15 protein-coding genes and 1 pseudogene are annotated in these 20,783 nt (G+C 50.6%); 11 read left to right on the forward strand and 5 right to left on the reverse strand.

Annotated elements, in window-relative coordinates; translation table 11 throughout:
• Window positions 1-274: 274 nt before the first annotated feature.
• From prmA to fis, 3 genes are all read left to right on the forward strand, one after another.
• Window positions 275-1,162 carry a 50S ribosomal protein L11 methyltransferase gene (gene prmA / locus R4537_RS17425; RefSeq protein ID WP_071178615.1) on the forward strand — a complete coding sequence of 296 codons (888 nt, stop codon included), beginning with the start codon at window positions 275-277 and terminating at the stop codon, window positions 1,160-1,162.
• 139 nt (window positions 1,163-1,301) lie between these two features.
• The gene (dusB, locus tag R4537_RS17430; protein ID WP_032474156.1) at window positions 1,302-2,270 is read left to right on the forward strand and encodes a tRNA dihydrouridine synthase DusB; all 969 of its coding nucleotides are present in this window, start codon (window positions 1,302-1,304) and stop codon (window positions 2,268-2,270) included.
• A 23-nt stretch (window positions 2,271-2,293) separates the two neighbouring features.
• Entirely contained in the window at window positions 2,294-2,590 is a 297-nt protein-coding gene (fis, locus tag R4537_RS17435; RefSeq protein ID WP_000462885.1) for a DNA-binding transcriptional regulator Fis, read from the forward strand.
• Window positions 2,591-2,727: 137 nt separating this feature from the next.
• On the opposite strand, the pseudogene R4537_RS17440 reads toward fis, so the two are convergent.
• Window positions 2,728-3,222: pseudogene (locus R4537_RS17440) on the reverse strand (Fic family protein); the annotation flags it as partial.
• 117 nt (window positions 3,223-3,339) lie between these two features.
• On the opposite strand from R4537_RS17440, the gene R4537_RS17445 reads away from it, so the two are divergent.
• Together R4537_RS17445 and R4537_RS17450 are read left to right on the forward strand one after the other, a co-directional pair.
• Entirely contained in the window at window positions 3,340-4,338 is a 999-nt protein-coding gene (locus R4537_RS17445) for a substrate-binding domain-containing protein (RefSeq protein WP_071178614.1), read from the forward strand.
• 436 nt (window positions 4,339-4,774) lie between these two features.
• On the forward strand, window positions 4,775-7,315 hold the full coding sequence (locus R4537_RS17450; protein ID WP_001934618.1) for a dermonecrotic toxin domain-containing protein: 2,541 nt from the start codon (window positions 4,775-4,777) through the stop codon (window positions 7,313-7,315).
• Between the two features lie 246 nt (window positions 7,316-7,561).
• Here R4537_RS17450 and edd read toward each other — a convergent pair whose 3' ends face one another.
• Both edd and R4537_RS17460 read right to left on the reverse strand, forming a co-directional pair.
• Complete coding sequence (gene edd / locus R4537_RS17455; protein ID WP_071178613.1) at window positions 7,562-9,358, reverse strand: phosphogluconate dehydratase; 1,797 nt, start codon at window positions 9,356-9,358, stop codon at window positions 7,562-7,564.
• Window positions 9,355-9,870 (reverse strand): gluconokinase, encoded by a 516-nt coding sequence (locus tag R4537_RS17460; protein ID WP_000919108.1) that lies wholly within the window; start codon window positions 9,868-9,870, stop codon window positions 9,355-9,357. The genes edd and R4537_RS17460 overlap by 4 nt, the downstream gene beginning before the upstream one ends.
• 153 nt (window positions 9,871-10,023) lie before the next feature.
• Here R4537_RS17460 and R4537_RS17465 point away from each other — a divergent pair, with 153 nt between their 5' ends.
• From R4537_RS17465 to R4537_RS17490, 6 genes are all read left to right on the forward strand, one after another.
• A complete protein-coding gene (locus tag R4537_RS17465; protein WP_000371414.1) occupies window positions 10,024-11,400 on the forward strand; it encodes a GntP family permease in 1,377 nt (458 codons plus the stop codon).
• A gap of 12 nt (window positions 11,401-11,412) precedes the next feature.
• Window positions 11,413-12,018, forward strand: coding sequence for a bifunctional 4-hydroxy-2-oxoglutarate aldolase/2-dehydro-3-deoxy-phosphogluconate aldolase (locus R4537_RS17470; protein ID WP_053034545.1), 606 nt, complete (start codon window positions 11,413-11,415; stop codon window positions 12,016-12,018).
• Window positions 12,019-12,239: 221 nt separating this feature from the next.
• Window positions 12,240-14,282, forward strand: coding sequence for a TonB-dependent receptor (locus R4537_RS17475; RefSeq protein ID WP_071178612.1), 2,043 nt, complete (start codon window positions 12,240-12,242; stop codon window positions 14,280-14,282).
• Between the two features lie 20 nt (window positions 14,283-14,302).
• Complete coding sequence (locus R4537_RS17480; protein WP_071178611.1) at window positions 14,303-14,980, forward strand: PepSY-associated TM helix domain-containing protein; 678 nt, start codon at window positions 14,303-14,305, stop codon at window positions 14,978-14,980.
• Between the two features lie 76 nt (window positions 14,981-15,056).
• Window positions 15,057-15,173, forward strand: coding sequence for a hypothetical protein (locus tag R4537_RS17485; RefSeq protein ID WP_001971323.1), 117 nt, complete (start codon window positions 15,057-15,059; stop codon window positions 15,171-15,173).
• 71 nt (window positions 15,174-15,244) lie between these two features.
• Window positions 15,245-16,885, forward strand: a complete 1,641-nt coding sequence (locus tag R4537_RS17490) for a methyl-accepting chemotaxis protein (protein ID WP_071178610.1) — start codon at window positions 15,245-15,247, stop codon at window positions 16,883-16,885.
• A gap of 122 nt (window positions 16,886-17,007) precedes the next feature.
• Here the strand turns inward: R4537_RS17490 and R4537_RS17495 are convergent, their stop codons facing one another.
• Window positions 17,008-19,143, reverse strand: a complete 2,136-nt coding sequence (locus tag R4537_RS17495) for a lysine decarboxylase CadA (protein WP_071178629.1) — start codon at window positions 19,141-19,143, stop codon at window positions 17,008-17,010.
• 109 nt (window positions 19,144-19,252) lie between these two features.
• Window positions 19,253-20,590 (reverse strand): cadaverine/lysine antiporter, encoded by a 1,338-nt coding sequence (cadB, locus tag R4537_RS17500; protein WP_000097429.1) that lies wholly within the window; start codon window positions 20,588-20,590, stop codon window positions 19,253-19,255.
• Window positions 20,591-20,783 lie beyond the last annotated feature (193 nt).

A 20,783-nucleotide genomic window follows, 5' to 3' on the forward strand; every position in this document is an offset into this window, starting at 1 on the left:
ACCCAATCAACACTCCCTAAACTACTTGGAGTTGCAGGTAGGCGGCAAGTGAGTGAATCCCCATGAACATAGGCAAACTATGTGATTGGGGTGAACGAACGTAGCCAACACCACTGCAACTTCAAGTAGGCAGGGGATGAAGCCCACTTCGGTGGGCTTTTTGTTTTGCTTTTTGTTTTGCTTTTTGTTTTAAATCCGCCCACTTTCTGGCCTGAACATCAGTGGCAAATCTGCTACACTCTGCGCCAATCTAAACCCGATGAGATCTTAAGCCATGCCTTGGATTCAAATTAAACTCAATGCGACCAACGACAATGCAGAAGCGATTGGCGATATGCTGATGGAAGAAACTGGCGCTGTGTCAGTCACTTTCCTCGATGCCAAAGATACCCCTGTATTTGAACCTCTACCGGGCGAAACCCGCCTATGGGGCGATACCGATGTGGTCGCACTGTACGAAGCGGATATGGATACCTCGCTGATCCTTCAGCAAATCAAAGCCAGCAACATGCTCGCGGAAGGTTTTGCGCACAAAGTGGAGCAAGTGGAAGACAAGGACTGGGAACGCGAATGGATGGATAACTTCCACCCAATGCAATTTGGCCGTCGCCTCTGGATCTGCCCAAGCTGGCGTGAAGTGCCAGACCCACAAGCGGTGAACGTGATGCTCGACCCTGGCTTGGCTTTTGGTACCGGCACTCACCCCACGACCGCACTGTGCCTAGAGTGGCTGGATAACCTCGACCTGAGCGGTAAAACTGTGATCGATTTTGGTTGTGGCTCGGGCATTCTGGCGATTGCCGCCATCAAACTTGGTGCCGCGAAAGTGATCGGGATTGATATCGATCCACAAGCACTACTCGCGTCCAAAGACAACGCTGCGCGTAACGGCGTGGAAGATCAAATCGAAGTTTACCTGCCAAAAGATCAACCCGAAGGCTTGGTGGCTGACGTAGTGGTCGCGAACATTCTGGCCGGCCCACTGCGTGAGCTTTCTCCGATCATCAAAGGACTCCTGAAGCCCGGCGGCCAACTGGCAATGTCTGGCATCTTAGATACGCAAGCCGAAAGCGTGGCGGAATTTTACCGTGACGATCTGAAGCTTGACCCCATCGCAGAAAAGAGCGAATGGTGTCGCATTTCTGGCCGCAAGCTAGGCTAGATAAGACTTTGCGGCCTAATTGACTGATAAATCGACTATTTGGCAAAACAATTTGCCAATGCTCAAATATTAGTCTTTTCAGGCATCAAAAAAATGCGTAAAATGCGCGCCCTTGCTGGTACGAAGCTGTGAAGACGTTTTGAAAATCGGAAACTATCAACTTAAGAACAATCTGATCGTCGCCCCAATGGCGGGTGTCACCGACAGACCCTTTCGAGAGTTGTGTTTACGCTACGGGGCAGGAATGGCGGTCAGTGAAATGATGTCGTGCAATCCTGCGTTGTGGAAAACGGCCAAATCGCAAAACCGCATGGTACATGAAGGCGAATCGGGCATTCGCTCAGTACAAATTGCGGGCAGCGATCCACAGCTGATGGCCGAAGCCGCGCAGTTCAGCGTTGAAAACGGTGCGCAAATCATCGATATCAACATGGGCTGCCCAGCCAAAAAAGTAAATAAAAAGCTCGCGGGCTCTGCACTGCTGCGCTATCCGGATGTGATTGAAGACATCTTGAAAGCGGTAGTGAATGCAGTGAATGTGCCAGTCACACTCAAAACCCGAACGGGTTGGGATACAGACAATAAAAACTGTCTCTCGATTGCTCAATTAGCCGAAGACTGCGGCATACAAGCACTGGCTCTCCATGGACGAACTCGTGCCTGCATGTACAAAGGTGAGGCGGAATACGACAGCATTAAAGCGGTCAAAGCGGCTGTGAGCATTCCGGTTATCGCTAACGGTGATATCGATAGCCCGGAGAAAGCACGCTACGTACTGGAGTACACTGGTGCAGACGCTTTAATGATTGGCCGTCCTGCCCAAGGACGACCATGGATTTTTCAGGAAATCCAACACTTTTTGGAACACGGCACCACAATGCCAGAACTTCCGATTTCGGAAGTGAAAGACATCATGCTTGGTCATGTAACCGCACTCCATCAGTTTTATGGAGCGTACTTAGGCCCACGGATTGCGCGCAAACACGTGAGTTGGTACCTGCAAGAGCATGAACAAGCGAGTGCGTTTCGCCGTACCTTCAACGCCATTGAGACTGCTGACCAGCAACTCGATGCGCTCGAAGGGTATTTTGATAACGTTGCATCATAATTAAGAGAAGAGCTAGACCGAATATGTTCGAACAAAATCTGACTTCAGAAGCTTTAACCGTTACTACCGTAACTTCACAAGACCAAATCACGCAAAAGCCACTGCGTGACTCTGTTAAAGCGTCTCTTAAAAACTACTTGGCTCAACTGAACGGCCAAGAAGTGACTGAACTGTATGAATTAGTTCTAGCTGAAGTTGAACAACCACTTCTGGACACCATCATGCAATACACTCGCGGTAACCAAACTCGCGCAGCAACTATGATGGGTATCAACCGCGGCACTCTTCGTAAGAAACTGAAAAAATACGGCATGAACTAATTAACATTAGTTAACTTACTGATTTAAAAGTCGCTTTTCATTAATGGGAAGCGGCTTTTTTGTTATAAGAACGTCGAATTTTCATTTTCCACTCAGTGAAAACTGGTTAGAAAAAACCATAGTATGCCGACGCTACGTCAAACTTTTTTCTTCCTATAACGCTGCACTTTACTGGTGGGTTTGTCTGGGAGGGTCATTTCGATTAAGCCAACCTCAAGTGCAGGTTTTAAGTAGCGATCACGAAAGGATTTTCTATCTTTCAGCCCCAATATCGCTTGAATTTCTTCTCTGAGCATTTCCCCTTCTAACACTTCTAGCAGTTGTTTAACTTGAGGGGTAACTTGGGGGGCATCTTGAGGGGTGGTCGCTTCTGTTTCTTGCAAAGCGTTCAAGACCATCTGCAACATAAAGGAAATGAACGGCTCTGAATCGGCTTTCAGCGTACTGCGATTAATCGCATCATAGTAAGCCTGTTGATTATCATAAATAAAACTTTCAACTGGTAAGTGGGCAAAGAGAGGATTCCATTCGGACAATATCAGGGTTTGCCAAAGCCTGCCCATGCGTCCATTTCCATCCGAGAATGGGTGAATGAATTCAAACTCATAATGAAACACACAACTGCGAATTAGACGCAGTGGCTCATCTTATGCCCATCCGTATTTTAGACAATTCAATCAATGGTTGTACCCATACCGTCACTTCTTCATAATGTTACTCATAACATTTTATAAAAGACTCAATAACCTATGACAAAAAAACAGCGCGTGACATTGCAAGATGTGGCGGATCAAGTTGGCGTAACAAAAATGACTGTGTCGCGTTATCTGAGAAGCCCGGATTCCGTGGCTGCGGCCACGAGGGAGAAGATAGCGCTCGCCGTTGAGGCTTTGGGATACATTGAAAATCGCGCCCCTGCGATGCTTTCTAAATCATCCAGTAAGGCGATTGGTATTTTGCTTCCTTCCTTGTCGAACCAAATTTTTGCCTCTTTTGTGCAAGGGATTGAAGCGGTGACCAAAGCCAATGGCTATGAAACCCTACTCGCCCACTTTGGTTACGATGAGGAGGAAGAAGAGCGCAAAATTGCTTCTCTGCTCGCGTATCAAGTCGATGGTCTTATTCTCACCGAAAGTCATCACACTCAGCGCACTTTGCAGATGATTGCCAGCTCTGGCGTGCCCGTGGTCGAAACCATGGAGCTGCCTGCTAACCCGATTGATATGGCAGTAGGCATGGATCACATCGAAGCCTCATATCAAGCGGTGAAAAAAATTATCGCGGCGGGTAAACGTTCGATTGCCTATTTCGGTGCACGGCTTGATACCCGCACCAAACTGCGTATGCAGGGCTATGACCAAGCGATGCAAGAAGCCGGGCTGCCTATCAAGCACGTGCTGACTGGCTCACACTCCAGTTTCTCCCTCGCCGCTCAGTTGCTTGATGAAGCCTTCGCGCGTTACCCCGATCTGGATGGTGTGTTCTGCACCAATGATGACATCGCGATTGGTACTCTACTGGTGGCGCAGCAGCGTGGGATTCGGGTGCCCGAACAGCTTTCCGTGATTGGCTATAACGCGCTGGACATCGGCCGCACCATCACGCCAAAGCTGACTAGCGTTGATTCGCCACGTTATGCGATTGGTGAGAAAAGTGCTGAGCTACTGATTGCCGCACTCAAAGGTGAACGTGCCGAGCAGCAAGTCGTCGATATGGGCTATCGATTTACTGCCGGTGAGAGTGTGTAACGCTCGCTTGATGCGATGAACCCAAAGTTGGAAGACGCACTGCACCCAAATCCCAGACAGCTTTGAAGTCCCCAAAGCTTCATCGACTAAGCCGATATTGAAGCCTCCTCGCCATACCCAAACTGTTGGAATTTGCAGGCAGGCGACAAATCAGTAAATCCCCATGAGCATAGCGATACTATGTGATTGGGGAGGAACGAATGTAACCAACACTGCTGCAACTTCAAATAGGAAACGCCTATCCAAACACATCATCTTTATTCTCACGTCGTGATATTTATTCCAGACACCAAACGAGTTTTACAAAGCTTTTAATCCGCATGAATAATCGTGCTAGCATTCATAGGCTAGGTAAATATATTTATAAGAATTTGATTATATTAGAATTTCTTAAATCACTTAGCATCCCTTCTAACTCTTAACCTTTTAGAGATGAATGATGCACAATAAAATCATAACTCCCCTTTTTCTCGCTGTGGCATTGGCCTTGCCCCATGTCTCTTTGGCTACCAATACTCTGCCTAATGGTAATGAAGCCTCCATTCAGCAAGCGCCTTTTGATAAGGCGTGGCAGCTGCATTTCACCCAAGATTATGCCGAGTTGATTCAGGCTATACCGGACCCAGTCGGCGTCGCCTCACGTGAGCTGAAAGCGGCTTTAGTCAAGCATGGTTACCCAAACATTGATCCCGATAAGGTGTTCTATCATCGCTTCAATGGTGCTATGAGCAGCCCTCGCACCTACAATGGCTGGGCACATGATGAAACGCCTGTTGAGTCATATACCTTGACGCAAGCGGTCATGCTCAATGTGTTTAATCAGTTTCGAGATACCCCACCCAATACGATTGATGTCGAAACTGGGGTATACACCCAAGGAGCGGCAGCCAAGCAGTACGACGAACATAATGAAGTCCGCCTGCTCTCTTCTGAATTATGGAATATTGCTTACTACAATCTCGATATTCAAAAAAGTTACAGCCAAGCGCTGAATCAGTTTTGGACACAATACAGCAAACGCTACACCCAGTTACTGCGCGACAGCTATGCCTTTTCTGCTCATCAGCAGTATCGTCTTGGCTTACTCGACCAAGCTCAATATCAACTGGCAACTTCATTACTAAGACATCAGCGTCCACAAGATATTCATGTCTACCGTTTTGACATTTACGGTTACGATTCGACCGATATTTTATTGATCGAACAAGAGGGGCATAATGCTGGGCTGCTGTACATCCCCGGCGCACCTCAGCCCTTCTTACCTTATAGTGATGAGCGCCAACTCAAAAAAATCCTATTTAAAAGCCTGAAAAACACCAGTAACCGCCAAGCCTTAGCCAAACATTTCAGCCTGGCACTAAGACAAGATGGGGTGACTTACTCAGGCATCGATACGGCGCTGAAAGGCTTCGCATCGGGGACATGGGACGAGAGCTATTTGATGCTCAAGCATCATGCTGTATATGGCGATGTGTTTGCACGCATCACCGAGCAGGTGAAGAGTCGTTTAGAAAGCGATGGCGACACTCAGATCAAATCCAACAGTGAAGCGCAGCGCGATTACTTTCTCTCGCTCACTTACAGTGTCATGACCTTATTCCCCGTGGTTGATCTTATCGCACCGGAGGTAGGGATTCCCCTCAGTATCGGGCTCAGCAGTACTCAATTTGGCTTAAGTCTCGATAAAGCAGTACATGGCGATACGTTAGCTGAACGATTGGAAGGTACGCGAATGAGCGCCATCAATGGTGCTATTCTTGGCGCGACAACACTTGTGCCAGCTCTCGCCCAATATGGCCGCTCACTCAGTGAATCGGTGAACGTTGCCAATCATGCTTTAGAAAATACCATAGTCGTCAATCGCGGCTTCCCAGCTGAAGAGCTGCATAACTTTGTGGCTATGCCGCGTATCGTCACTCATCCACAAACCGGTGAAGAACTGATTGGGGTTAAACTGACCCAAAGTGGTCGCGGAGCGCTGCTGCGTCCTGATGGTTGGGGTTATTACCGCGAAGTGGATGCTGCCAGTGGCCGAGTACTAAACAGTAAACCGATTCGTCGAGCGCTTGATATGGAAACGGGCGAACCACAGTGGTTAGAAAATGCCGGATTACAAGGGGGAGGCGATGATCTGGAGAGCGAGGTCGATTCGGCAACCAACAGTCATCGTAGTGATTTACCGGATATTTTACTGCCCGAAGATTTACCTAAGCGTCCCGGCTTGGGCGGTTCTGGCTATGCCGACATGGCAGGTGGGCGTGATTTAGAAGCCGCTCGCGATTTCTGGGAATTGGAGCAGCAAGTCGATCCACAAGCCTATTTAACCGATGTCAAAGCACTACACAGAGTGAATCAACAAGCGCAGCAAGAGATCCTCAATATCCCCTTCTTGCGCTCCTATCAGCCCGAGCTAAAAGGAAGTTTAGTGTTCCGGGGTGATACTCGTTTACCGGATGAATTATTCCATTCCGGTTTTAATCGTCGAGTGGGTCCTGTCGAATATATTCGATTGGCTGAGCATACTCGTGCGATCCGTGGGGTGATTTCAACCAGTACGGAACAATCTGTGGCCGTCAATTATGCGCTCGGCCATCAGCGAGGCTACGTGTATGCCGTTGAATTAAATCAAGGTGGCGTTGCTGTCGACACCAGCCTGCGCGGTAAAACACTGCATGAGATTGCAACCCTGAATATTCCACCTGAGGATATTATCTTCGCCGTAGGTCCATTGACGGGTGAAGATATTGGCTACTTCGATCTGGTGCATGAGCCAAATCAGCGTACCGCTGAACTGCTGATCAATCCCCACGCAACCGCAACACCAGAGGTGGCAAAACAAGCGTTTGAACGACTCAAGGTCACCCTCAAATACGATTTGAGTCCAGAGATGTCGTTTGAGGAACGTTATGCCAATCGCGCCGATTTACTCTGGCATGAAGATGAAGCACCGGTAACCGATGCTGTTACTCAGCACTAAAATGAGCTGTATTCGGTAAGATTATACCCAAACAACTTGGAGTTACAGGTAGACAGCAAATGCGTGAATCCCAATGAGCATAAGCCAATATGTGATTGGGGGTGAACGAACATAGTCAACACCACTGCAGTTTCAAGTAGCAAAGGTATAGCCAGCTATTGACTGCCATATATACCCCCCGTAGGAACCATCCTACAGGGGGATTTTTCTACAATGAACAGCAGATTGCTTGTCGTTCAGTTCAGATTAAACAATAAAGCTCGCACCTTGTTCGGCGGAAGAGACCGCTTGGCGCATCACTTTAAACAATTCGCGTCCCCACATTTGCTGATCGCGCTCGGTATCTAAGGCGAGAGCTTGGCGATGGCTCATGTCGGTTAAGTTCTCAAGCGTGCCTGTTGTACAATCCAAGCGCAACAAATCCCCATCACGCACTAAACCAATCGCACCGCCGCGTACCGCTTCTGGTGACACGTGAATCGCCGATGGAATTTTACCTGACGCGCCCGACAAACGGCCATCGGTCACCAGCGCGACTTTGAATCCAGCTTTTTGCACGTTGCCCAAAATCGGCATCAATTTGTGCAGCTCAGGCATACCATTGGCTGCCGGGCCATTGTGGGTCACCACCACAATGCAGTCTTTATTCAGTTCACCACGCTGGTAAGCCGCTTCTACTTCGTGCTGGCACTGGAAAACTACCGCCGGCGCTTCAATGATGCGTTGTTCTTCTTTCACCGCCGAAACTTTGATCACCGCGCGGCCTAAGTTCCCGTTCAGCATTTTAGTGCCGCCAGTGGTTTGGAAGCACTCGCCACTCGCCGCGATCACCTGCGCATCACGCGTGCCTTCGCACGCCGTCCAACACAGCTCCCCTGCCACCAACTCAGGCAGAGTCAGCTGATCACTAAACTCACCAAACACCGGTGTGACATCCGAGTGCAGCAACTTGGCTTCATGCAAACGCTTCATCAGTGCGGGGACACCACCCGCTTGTTGGAAGGCATTCATATCCGCGGGGCCATTCGGGTAAACCTTCGCCAGCAGTGGAACCACATCCGACAGATCACTGATGTCCTGCCAGGTCAGCAAAATCCCCGCGGCACGTGCCACCGCCAACATATGAATGGTGTGGTTAGTGCTGCCACCAGAAGCCATCAGAGCGACAATCCCATTGAGCAGACTTTTCTCGGTTACGACTTGATAGAGCGGACGATACTGCGCTGAGCCTTGGGTCATGCTGGCAATTTTTACCGTCGCGTCATCGTTGAGAGCTTGGCGCAGCGCAGAATGCGGATGCACGAACGCCGAGCCCGGCAACATCAGCCCCATGGCTTCAAACACCAATTGGTTGGTGTTGGCAGTGCCGTAGAAAGTACACGTACCCGGCGCGTGGTAAGCCTGACACTCCATATTGAGCAGCGCCTCTTTCCCCACTTCACCCGCCGCATACTTTTGGCGAATATCCACTTTCTCTTCGTTACTGATGCCGGTTGCCATTAAACCCGCAGGCATAAACGCGGTCGGCAGATGGGCGTAAGAAAGCGCGCCCATCAATTGCCCCGGCGCGATTTTGTCACAAATACCGAGCAGTAAAGTGGCATCAAACACATTGTGACTGAGGGAGAGTGCGGTCGCCTGCGCAATCAAATCACGGGAAAACAGAGACATATCCATCCCCGGCTGACCTTGGGTCACGCCATCGCACATGGCGGGTACGCCACCGGCGACCTGCGCGGTATGGCCGTACTCGGCTAACACCATCTTGATCCGGTCTGGATAGTGCTGATAAGGCTGATGCGCACTGAGCATATCGTTATAGGAAGTCACAATCGCCACATTACTGCGCGTGAAATCGAGGATCGCTTTTTTCTCTGTGCTGCAAGAAGCCGCCACTGCGTGGGCTAAATTACCGCAAGAGAGTGAGGTGCGACCTTTGCCGGCTTTTTCTTGTGCTTGACTGCGTGCAATAAACGCCGCACGTGCTTCACGGCTACGCTCAATCAGGTTGTGAGTGACCTTGGCTAAAATAGGATGAATCATAGCCCCTCCTGCTCTTGCAGCGCTTGAATGGCACAGCTCACCACTTCCTGCACTGAACAATCAATAGGGATAATCAGGGTTTGCGGCTCACCATCAGGGCGCTCTAAGGTTTCAAACTGACTGTTGACCATGTTCTCTTTCATGAAATGGCCTTGGCGAGCGCGCATGCGCTCCATGATCAACTCTTTCGAGCCATCCAAGAACAAGAAGGTCACATTTTGGTTGCCTTCGCGGATCTGGTCGCGGTACTGCTTTTTGAGTGCCGAGCAGACAATCACCCCATGTTCGTTTTTGCTTTCGAGGCTGTAAGCGGCATCGCGGATGCGCTCTAACCAAGGTTTACGATCTTCATCATTGAGCGGCTGGCCGGAGGCCATTTTCTGAATATTGGCACGCGGATGAAGATCATCGCCATCAATGAATTTTCGCCCAGTCTGCTTTGCCAATAACTCACCAATGGTGCTTTTACCGCAAGCACAAACCCCCATCACAATGATGCTACTACCGGCCATAACGACTCCTTAAAACCAAACTTGCGCGTGATCGCATTTTTAAAATTCACTTCGAAATATGGGTTTATCTTATTCATGTTATGGGTAACATGTTACCGGTAACTTCACTAAATGTGAGCTATAACACAAACTATAAATCTGGACGGTGAACTCATGGACCCCTTACTACAAACCTCTGATCCTACGTATCTATTAACCGTGGCGGCAGTCGCCATTATTGCGCTACTGCTGCTGATTATTCGTTTTAAAATCCACGCTTTTGCTTCACTGACCTTAGTCAGTTTAGGCACTGCGATTGCGACTGGCGTGGCGTCTGACAAAGTGGTGTCGACCATGATGACAGGCTTTGGTGGCACGCTGGCTTCAGTCGCGCTGCTGGTCGGCCTTGGCGCAATGATTGGTAAAATTTTGGAAGTGACGGGCGGTGCGAAAGTGCTGGCAGACACGCTGATCGGCCGCTTTGGCGAGCAGCGCGCACCGTTTGCACTCGGTGTGGCATCGCTGCTGTTTGGCTTCCCCATCTTCTTTGATGCGGGCCTGATTGTGATGATGCCGATCATCTTCAGCGTCGCGAAACGCTTTGGTGGCTCACCCCTTAAATACGCGCTGCCTTCAGCAGGTGCGTTTGCGGTCATGCACGCCTTTGTGCCACCGCATCCGGGACCGGTTGCAGCGGCAGAACTGCTCGGCGCAAACATCGGCTTGCTGCTGATTGTTGGTTTGCTTGTGGCTATTCCTACTTGGTACTTGGGCGCTTACCTATTTGGTCTGTATGCCGGTAAGAAATTCGACATCCCACTGTCTAAAGCCTTCTTCAATACCGATGCGATCATTGACGAAGCCAAGCTACCAAAATTTGCTACGGTCATGACCATTCTGGTACTGCCAGTGCTGCTGATTTTTATGGATACCGGTTTGAACACCCTTGCGGTCGCGGGCATGATTGATGGTAAAGCTCCCGCAGTCGAATTCCTGCGTATGCTGGGTAAAACGCCTATTGCTCTGCTGATCACTCTGCTCGTCTGTATCGCAGCGTTCGCCAAAGATTACGGCATGGCACGCCTAGAAAAACTATGTGGTGATTCGCTTGCCCCCATCTGCGCGGTGATTTTAGTCACCGGTGCGGGCGGCATGTTCGGTGGCGTACTGCGCGCGAGCGGCATTGGTAGCGCACTGGCTGGCGTGCTGTCGGATACCGGTATGCCCGTTGTGGTCGCCGCGTTTGTGATTGCGACCTGTTTACGCGTCGCGCAAGGTTCGGCCACGGTCGCTCTGACCACGACGGCCGCCCTGATTGCACCGACGGTGGCGGCGACCACCGGCCTGTCTGAGCTTGACCTGTGCTTTATCGTGATTTCGATTGCCGGCGGTGCTACTGTGCTTTCACACTTTAACGATTCTGGTTTCTGGCTGGTGTCGCGTTTGATGGAGATGGATGAGAAAACCACTCTAAAAACGTGGACTGTGATGGAAACCCTTTTGGGCGGTATCGCCTTCCTGATTGTGGCAACACTCAGCTTTATTCTGTAGAGGTATGGACTCATGACCATTGAACAACGCTTACGAGCGATCAAAATTGTCCCTGTTATTGCGATTAATGATATCGCCCACGCACTGCCACTGGCCAAAGTGCTGGTTGAAAACGGTTTGCCTTGTGCAGAAGTCACTTTCCGCACCGCTGCGGCCGCGGAATCGATTCGCATCATGCGTGAGGCGTATCCAGACCTGCTGATTGGCGCAGGCACTGTACTCACGACAGCGCAAGTGGATGAAGCGATTGCGGCGGGAGCTGATTTCATCGTGAGCCCGGGTCTGAACCCGACCACAGTGAAATATTGTCAGCAGCGCAATATCGCGATCATTCCGGGCGTCAACAACCCAAGTTTGGTGGAACAGGCCATGGAAATGGGTCTGCGTACCCTGAAGTTCTTCCCGGCCGAGCCATCTGGCGGCATTGCGATGCTGAAAGCGCTGAGCGCGGTGTACCCAGTGAGCTTTATGCCCACGGGCGGTATCAATCCAAACAATGCGCAAGAGTATCTGGCGCTCAAATCGGTTGTCGCGTGTGGCGGCACTTGGATGGTACCGACTGACCTGATGGACAAAGGCGACTGGGACACCCTCGCCGAACTCGTACGCAACGTATAAGCCTTTTCGGCTCGTTCCCCCACCAAAGACCAAACGCTCCGTTTGGTCTTTTTTTATATTGCGCGTTAACTCGTTGAGCAGAATGAGATATCACCTACAAGGATGAAATGCACAAATAATACTTGAATCAATAATGAAAATTACTATCATTTGCGATTCATTTTTGTGGCGAATGTTTGCCACTGACATTATTCGTCAATAATAAATAGAGTTAATCCTTCATGTCTCATTTTACTCGCTCAAGAACCTGGGTCAGTCTGGCCGTTTTCGCCGCTTGTGCCCCCGCCCATGCCGAACAAGAAACCTTGGTCATCACCAGTCAACAAAGCCAACTGCCGGAAGTCGCCACTGCAACCCGCACCGCCACACCGGCGAAACTGGTGCCGCAAACCATTGATTCACTTTCAGCGGAAGAGCTGACCGCGTTTGGCGCTCCCAGCCTAAGCGAAGCCTTAGCCGGGGTACCTGGGGTCAACGCCAACGGCGATACCCGTTTTGACGGCATCAATATTCGTGGATTTTCCGCCAGCAACGATTTTTACCTCGATGGTTTTCGTGATGATATGCAGTACACCCGCGATCTCGGCAACATAGAACGTATCGAAGTTCTCAAAGGCCCAGCGGCGGTGTTGTATGGCCGTGGTAGTACAGGGGGTATCGTCAACCGCGTCAGCAAAGTGCCACACGCAGGTGATGCCGCGAGCGTTTCTGCACGCATTGGCAGCCATGATTACCAACGCCTTGCCGCGGATCTCAATGGTGAGGTCAATCAGCAAGTACAAGTTCGCCTCAATATTGCTCAAGAAGATTACGGCAGTTTCCGCCATGGCGTGGAAGGCAAACGCACTTTGCTTGCTCCGTCTCTGAACTGGGACATCAATGATGATGTGAGCTGGCTTATCCAGTATGAGCAACACTCTCATAATCGCGTGCCAGATCGTGGTATTCCGGCGGTGAACGGCTCTCCTGCTGAGGTTCCTGCGAGCAGTGTTTACAGCGATACCAGCCGCGACTTTATTGATGATGATGTGGCCACCACGCGTTCGCGCATTACTTGGGCCTTCCACCCAGAATGGCAACTGCGCCAACAACTAAGCTACACCAAGCTCGATAGTCAGTTTGATAACACTTACATAGCTCGCGTCAGTGGCGACCAAGTCACGCGTCAACGCTTCCAACAAGATCTGCAAGCCAACAACCTGATCAGCAATACCGAAACAGAAGGCACCTTCAACACAGGCCCGATTGCTCACCGAATTCTGTTCGGTCTAGAGCAGGGCTGGCAAGAGCGTTCGCCGAAACTGTATCGCAACGCCAACAACATCCCGAGTGGCAACCTGTACCAACCTGAGTCACTGCCGACCTACAACGGACCTATGTCAGTATCTAGTGATGCCACTCATAAAGTGCGGAGCTACGGTATTTATGTCCAAGATCAACTGCAATGGGGAGATTGGATTGTGTTGGCAGGTCTGCGTCACGATGATTTCACCGTCACGACTCATCGCCACGATACCCATAAAGAAGAGACCATCTCATCCAACAGCTTAAGCCCACGTTTAGGTGTGGTATGGACCCCTGTGCAAGAGCATGCGTTGTACACTTCCTACTCACAAACCTATTCTCCGGTTGGTGGTGGCGTTATTGGCATTACGCCGGGAGACAAACATAACCACCTCGATCCTGAGCACTCACGCCTGTATGAAACTGGCGTCAAAAGCGATTGGCTAGAGGGGCGCATCTCAACCACTTTATCCGTCTATCGCTTAGAAATGTATAACCGCCGTATGCGTGATCCGAATGATCAGGAGCGTATTATTCTCACCGGATTACAACGTACCGATGGTATTGAGCTGAGCAGCCGTGCGCTTCTCACCGATGAATTTTCTCTGCGTGGCGGCATTGGCCTGCAAGATGCAAAATACGTCGAAGCTGATGCCAGTGAGCAAGGTAAACGCCCAACCAACGTATCGCGCCTCAATGGTGAGCTGTTTGTCGCTTATCAATCAGCAAGCGATGGCTGGTTTGGTGAGACCGGTTTTGTGGCGGTCGGCGATCGCTATGCCGATCGTACTAACACCACCAAACTGCCCGGTTATGCCCGTTTTGATGCACGTCTCGGCTACCAATGGCAAGCTTGGCGCACTCAACTGAGCGTAGAAAACCTGCTCGATAAGGATTACTACCTGAGTGCCACTAGCAGCACACAAATTCAGCCGGGTGCACCGCGTGAGTTCTACCTCACTACGTCTTACCAGTTCTAAACGATTGATCCCCATTTGGCATGCAGCGGCAAGTCAAAGGGGATAACCACAGGAGAGCTGGCCTAACGGCCAGCTTGATTATGCAACGTCGACGCCTGCCTCTACATAACAATAAATGGATCCGCCGCCTTCATGCATGGTGCGGCTTCTTCACCCTACTCTTAATGCTGTTGTATGGCCTCACTGGCCTTTGGTTATCTCACCGTGCAGTCTGGCCACTGCCCGGGCCACACACCAGCAAAAGTGAATGGCAACTCTCGCTCACTGAACCCATCGATTCAGTCAGTACTTTTCAAGCACAGCTCAATACCGAATATGGCAAACATGAGTGGACGATACGCGAAATCGCCGCGCAGCAGTTGCCCACGCCACAACAGCCGTTATTGATCCCAGCCCGCTGGGAAGCGCGCGCCACCAGCGTGACCGATACCTTTAGCGCCCAATACGTACCCGGTACCTTAGTCATTCAAGCTCAGCATCAAAAAGCCAACTGGGCCGCTGTGCTCAACCGCTTACATCGCGGAATGGGAACCGGTCTTGGCTGGCAGCTGTTTTCCGACCTTGCGGCGGTTGCCATGCTCCTGCTTGCCCTGACCAGTTTACTGATGTGGACCAAACTCCACGGCTCCCCGAAACGAGCAGGATGGCTATTGATAGGTGGCAGTGTCGCGACCACACTGTTCGCCATCTTTGGTTAACTGACAACCCTCGGCGACCTCGTCGCACCCGACAATCTAACCACACAGGTTGCAGCCCACGTCGCTGTAACCTTTCGTGACGCTGGCGCTCACTGACTGCGCGCTTTCACATTTCTGCTGCGGATTTGAAGCGAAACTCGACATCGTGCACAACTTCACCACTTTGCTTCTTTGGTCGCATTTACCGCTCTGAAAACAATCTGTTACAGTCTTGCGTACCATGAAATACTCATCATGGGTGTCATATCTCAAGGAGTGATGTTTATGACTTCCGTTAGCCTGCGCCACCTTTCAATCCGTAATCGCTTATTTCTGCTCACTGTGGTGATTCTGGTACTGCTGGCGATACCGTTTGCCATTATGGTCAAAGATTATCGACACGACTTGATGCTAGAAAAGCAAGTTCAAACTCAGCATTTAGTCGAAAGTGCTTACACGCTGCTTGAGCACTATGCTCAGCAAGCTACCCAAGGCACACTCACGACCGAACAAGCGCAAAACACAGCGAAACAAGCGATAGCTCAATTGCGTTACGGCGCGAACGACTACTTTTGGATTAATGATGCACAGCCCAACATGGTCATGCATCCGATGAAACCAGAGATGGACGGCCAGAGTTTACGTAACTTTAAAGACCCGAACGGTAAAGCTTTGTTCGTCGAAATGGTCAATGTCACCCAAAGAAATCAACAAGGTGTGGTCGAATATCAATGGCCTAAACCGGGTGCCCAGCAACCTGTCGATAAAGTCTCTTACGTCAAACTGTTTAAACCTTGGGGTTGGATTATCGGCACAGGCATCTATGTCGATGATGTGAATGCGCTGGTGATGCAGCGCCTGAGCTCAATACTGGTTTGGGTTGTGGGCACGCTGCTGGTATTGATTGCGCTTGCCAGCTTGATTGGGCGCAGCATCACTCAACCTTGCGAAGAGACACTCGCAACGCTGAAAAATATCGCCCAAGGTGAAGGGGATCTCACTCGCCAATTAACCGTGACGGGAAAAGATGAGCTGGCACAAATCGCGCAAGCCTTTAACCTGTTCACCAATAAAATTCGACATATTATTCAAGAAATTACTCCAATCACCGAGAGCGTGACGGGCTCTGCCGATGAGCTGACTCAAGTAGCGCAAAGCGCATCCAACAAAGCGTATGACCAGCACCAATCGGTGGATACCGTCGCTTCCGCCATGAATCAGTTGCATGCGTCCAATCAAGAAGTCGCGCAATCTGCCCATCAGGCTGAACAAGCGGCGCACAGTGCCAATCAAGCAGCCAGCCAAGGGCGCGAAATGATCACACTCACCTCAACTCAAATGCAGAGCTTGCGCGATCAACTGACCCGTACCGAACAAGAAACTCAAGTGCTGGCCAGTGAAACGCAATCGGTCAGTGCGGTCTTGGAAGTGATCCGTGGTGTGGCCGAGCAGACCAACTTACTGGCACTGAATGCAGCGATTGAAGCCGCGCGCGCGGGTGAGCAAGGCCGCGGCTTTGCTGTGGTCGCCGATGAAGTGCGCACCCTCGCCACTCGCACCCAAGCCAGTACCAATGAGATTGAGCAAATCATTGCTCAGTTACAGAAAAAAGCGCAGAGCGTCAGCCAATCCATGACACAAACCCAGCAGCAATCAAGGGTGACGCAACAGCAAGCCGAGCAAGCACAGCAGATGCTCAATGAGATTGAAGCGCAGATCAAAACCATTTTGTCCTTCAACCAACATATCGCAGGCGCAAGCGCCCAGCAATCCGAGGCTACCGACGAAATTACCCGTAACCTCACCCAGATTGCCGAGCACAGCACCCAAGCCTCAGCTCAAGCCAACCAAGTGGCAGCCGCCAGTGAACAGTTGATGGAAAATGGCCAGCATCTAGCTCGCAGCTTAGCGGTGTTTAAAATCTGACACCGCGACCACGCTTTTCAGCCCAGATTGCACCATGAAAAAAGAGAGAGCCGTGAGGCTCTCTCTGTGTATCAGCGTCCATTGGGGAATTACGCTGTTTTTATAGGGTGATTCAAGCGCGCTTAGTCTTTCAGCACTTTTACGGTGTAAGAGCCATCTTTTTGGCGATACAAACCGTGAATGTCGGTCTCAAATCCTGGGTAATGCGCGCCGATTTCACACAGCATTTCCAAGAAATCCAACACAGGGCGAGAGCTATCTGTCACCATTTCACCTGGCAGTACCAATGGCACGCCTGGAGGATAAGGCAGGATCATATTGGCGCTCACGCGACCCACCATCTCGTTAAGCAGGATCTCTTCGGTTTGACCACGCAGCTCTTGTTGCCATGCCACGTGTGGCGTGACTTTCATCTCTGGCAGCACATCGAACGCTTTGTACATCAGCTCTGGCAGTTGGTATTTACGGGTTAAATCGTGAATGCCTTGCGCCAATTCTTGAATACGCATGCCTTCGTAGAAAGCTGGGTCTTCACGATACAGTGAAGGCAGTATGGTACGAATGGTCAGGTTCAAATCATAACCGCGTTTGAACTCCGTCAAGCCGCGCAGCAACTGCATTGCTTTTGACTTATCAATACCGATAGAGAACAGGAACAGCAGGTTGTAAGGGCCGGTTTTCTCAACCACGATGCCATGTTCATCAAGGTATTTAGAGACCAGTGATGCCGGAATACCGCTCTGCTCCAATTCGCCATCTTTGCTCATTCCCGGAGTGAGCAGAGTGATTTTGATGGGATCAAGATACATGTGGTTGTCATCAAGATTCTTGAAGCCATGCCAATCTTGGTTTGGATCGAGTTTCCAGCACTCAGTAGTCTCAATGTTCTCGGGTTGCCACACATCGAAGAACCAGCCTTCGCTCTCGCCTTTCAGACGTTTGATCTCTTTACGGAAGCGAATCGCACGATCAATCGAATCTTGCATCAGCTTACGGCCGGTGTTGCCACGCATCATAGCCGCAGCGGTTTCCGTTGATGCCACAATGCCGTACTGTGGTGAGGTTGAGGTGTGCATCATGAACGCTTCGTTGAACGACTCGCGATCAAACTCACCTTTGACATGAATCATCGAGGCTTGCGAGAACGCCGCCAGCAGTTTGTGGGTTGACTGCGTTTCGTAGAACACTTTACCCGGCATCGCTTCACCACTCATGCCGCACTTGCCTTCATAAATACGGTTGAAGTTAGTGTAAGGCACCCATGCACTGTCGAAGTGGATGTGTTTGCAATCCAGAGACTCTTTGATGAACTGAGTGTTGTACAGCAGGCCATCGTAAGTCGAGTTGGTGATCACCGCGTAGCTTGGCGCGCTCGCCCCCGGAGTGTTTGCCACTTTATCTGCAATCACTTCACGGCTGAATTCGCTCTGTGGAATACCACCGAGAATGCCGTAAGCGTTACGGGTTGGACGGAAGTAAATGGGGGTCACGTCCGTCATCATCATTAAGTGAGTCAATGATTTATGGCAGTTACGGTCCACCAGCACTGTGCTGCCCGCCGGTGCGGAGAACATACCGACGATCTTGTTCGAAGTCGATGTGCCGTTGGTCACGATGTAAGAGGCATCGGCATTGAACGTGCGCGCGATGTACTCTTCCGCTTCTTTGTGTGGACCGGAGTGATCGAGCAGCGAGCCGAGTTCTGGCATCGAAATCGATACGTCCGCTTTAAAAGTATTTGGACCGTAGAAATCGTAGAAAATGCTGCCAACAGGGCTTTTCTGGAATGCAGTACCGCCCATATGGCCCGGAGTACAGAAGGTGTATTTACCCTCTTCCACGTATTTGAACAGCGCCTTAGTAAACGGAGGCATGATCGCGTCTTTGTACTCTTGAGTCGCTTGGTTGATCTTGATGGCGATATCGTCGGCCATGCCCAGAGCGTATTCGAAGAAATGCACGTTGAGGCGCAGGTCGGTTAGCGAAATATCTAACGTCGATTGCTCGTTAGCAAAGGCGTGCACTGGCAGTTTTTCATTGACTTTACTGATGCGCTCACACAGCTCTAGCGAGTATTTATCCCAGTCGAACAGCACGCCGCAAATGCGTGGGTTCATCTCAATCATCTTGATCAGATCTTTGTCATCCACCGGATAAACCACGTCGTAACCGGCTTTTTCTAATGCTGCATGCAGTTGGCGAACAGGCTCTTCTTTAAAGAACACACCCATGTGGTTCAAGATAGCGAAAATATTCATTTGGACATCTCCAAGGCGAAAAAAGGCGCTCTCTGTGCACTGCACAGTGAGTAAGACGAGCGCCATAGTGAATTCAGAACGCTGGCGTGGCAGACGCCAGCAAGGTCAATCAGAACTGAGCCGAAGCTTGTTGTGGATGAGTCTCAAGATATTTATCCAGACCCGCTTTTTTGCTGTAGAACATCAAAATAATCAGCGACATGATGAAGGTTGCAGTCAGGGTTGAACCTTCAGCTCCCGCCAGCGCCACCATACAGAACAGGCTGGCAATACCGGAGAACAGCATTACAAACGTATTGCGAGTGGTCATGCCTTCGAAGCGGATCAGGTTAATGCTGGAGTAGAAATAAGGCAGCATGGTCAGCAGAACCGCATCGGTAGTCAGTTGGTTAAACAGATCGGAAGCGTGCGCAGTTTCTGAGCTGAAGAACATCAGCACCAGCATCAGCAGTGTCATCATGCTGGAGGCAATCAGCAGACCTTTTTTCGGCACACCGTTGCGATCGGTTTCACCGAACACTTTCGGGAAGTTGCCATCGTTAGCGGCACGTTTGCCCGCTTCGCCCACCAGCATCATCCAAGAGCCAAGTGAAGTGAAACACGCTAGTGCAGTAAAGGCAGACACGAATGGCGCAGTCCAGCTACCAAACAGTGCAGTGGTCGCCAGTGCAAAAGGTGCACCGGATGCCGCCACTTCAGACGCAGGGAACATGCCGCTGATCATTTGAGTTGATAGCACATAGATAAGGCCCGCAAGACCAGTACCTAACATGGTTGCCAGTGGCACCGTGCGTTTTGGGTTTTCGACCATACCGGAAGAAACCGCTGCCGATTCGACACCCACGAAAGACCACAGACAAATCAGCACTGCGGTGATCACCGCATGGCCATCGCTACCAGCAGACACGTTCCAGTTTTGGCTGTAGAGCGCGCTGTCAAAGTGCGTCCAACCAAACAGAGCCGTACCGACTACAGGGATCAAAATCAGCACCAAACCAATGGTACATAAGCGGCTTACCCAGCTACCACCAAGCAAGTTGACTAAGGTAAATAGCCAAACCGAAGCAATGGTCGCTAAACCAGCAGGGATCGGGTTATTCAGCACCGGGAAGAACACCGAAAGGTAAGAAACACCGGTAATCGCAATCGCCAAATTACCAATCCAGTTAGCGTGGTAGTAAAGCACGCCCGTTTGGAAACCAAACACCGGTGACACTTCCCCTGCATAAGCAATCGGGCCACCCTCTTGCGGGTTTTTGGTTGCCAAACGAGCAAACACAAACGCCAAACTGAGTGCGCCAACAATGCAGATCAGCCAGCTATAAATGGAAATTGAACCTACGCTCGCTAGCGTAGAAGGAAGCAGCGCAATACCACTGCCCATCATGTTGCCAGCCACCACACCCGTACAGGCGATCAGGCCGATTTTTTTTGCATTTGATGACATAACATCTCCAAATCGATTCTATCCCCAAACGACTTGGAGTTGCAGGTAGGCGGCAAGTGAGTTCATCCCCATGAGCATAGATAAACTATGTGATTGGGGTGAACGAACGTAGCCAACACCGCTGCAGCTTCAAGTAGCCAGGGGATACTTAAGTTACAAAACTCAAACTGAATGGGTTAGCGAGATGTCATGA

Origin of the sequence: Vibrio paracholerae, assembly GCF_037672085.1 — a bacterium.
GTDB lineage: Bacteria > Pseudomonadota > Gammaproteobacteria > Enterobacterales > Vibrionaceae > Vibrio > Vibrio cholerae.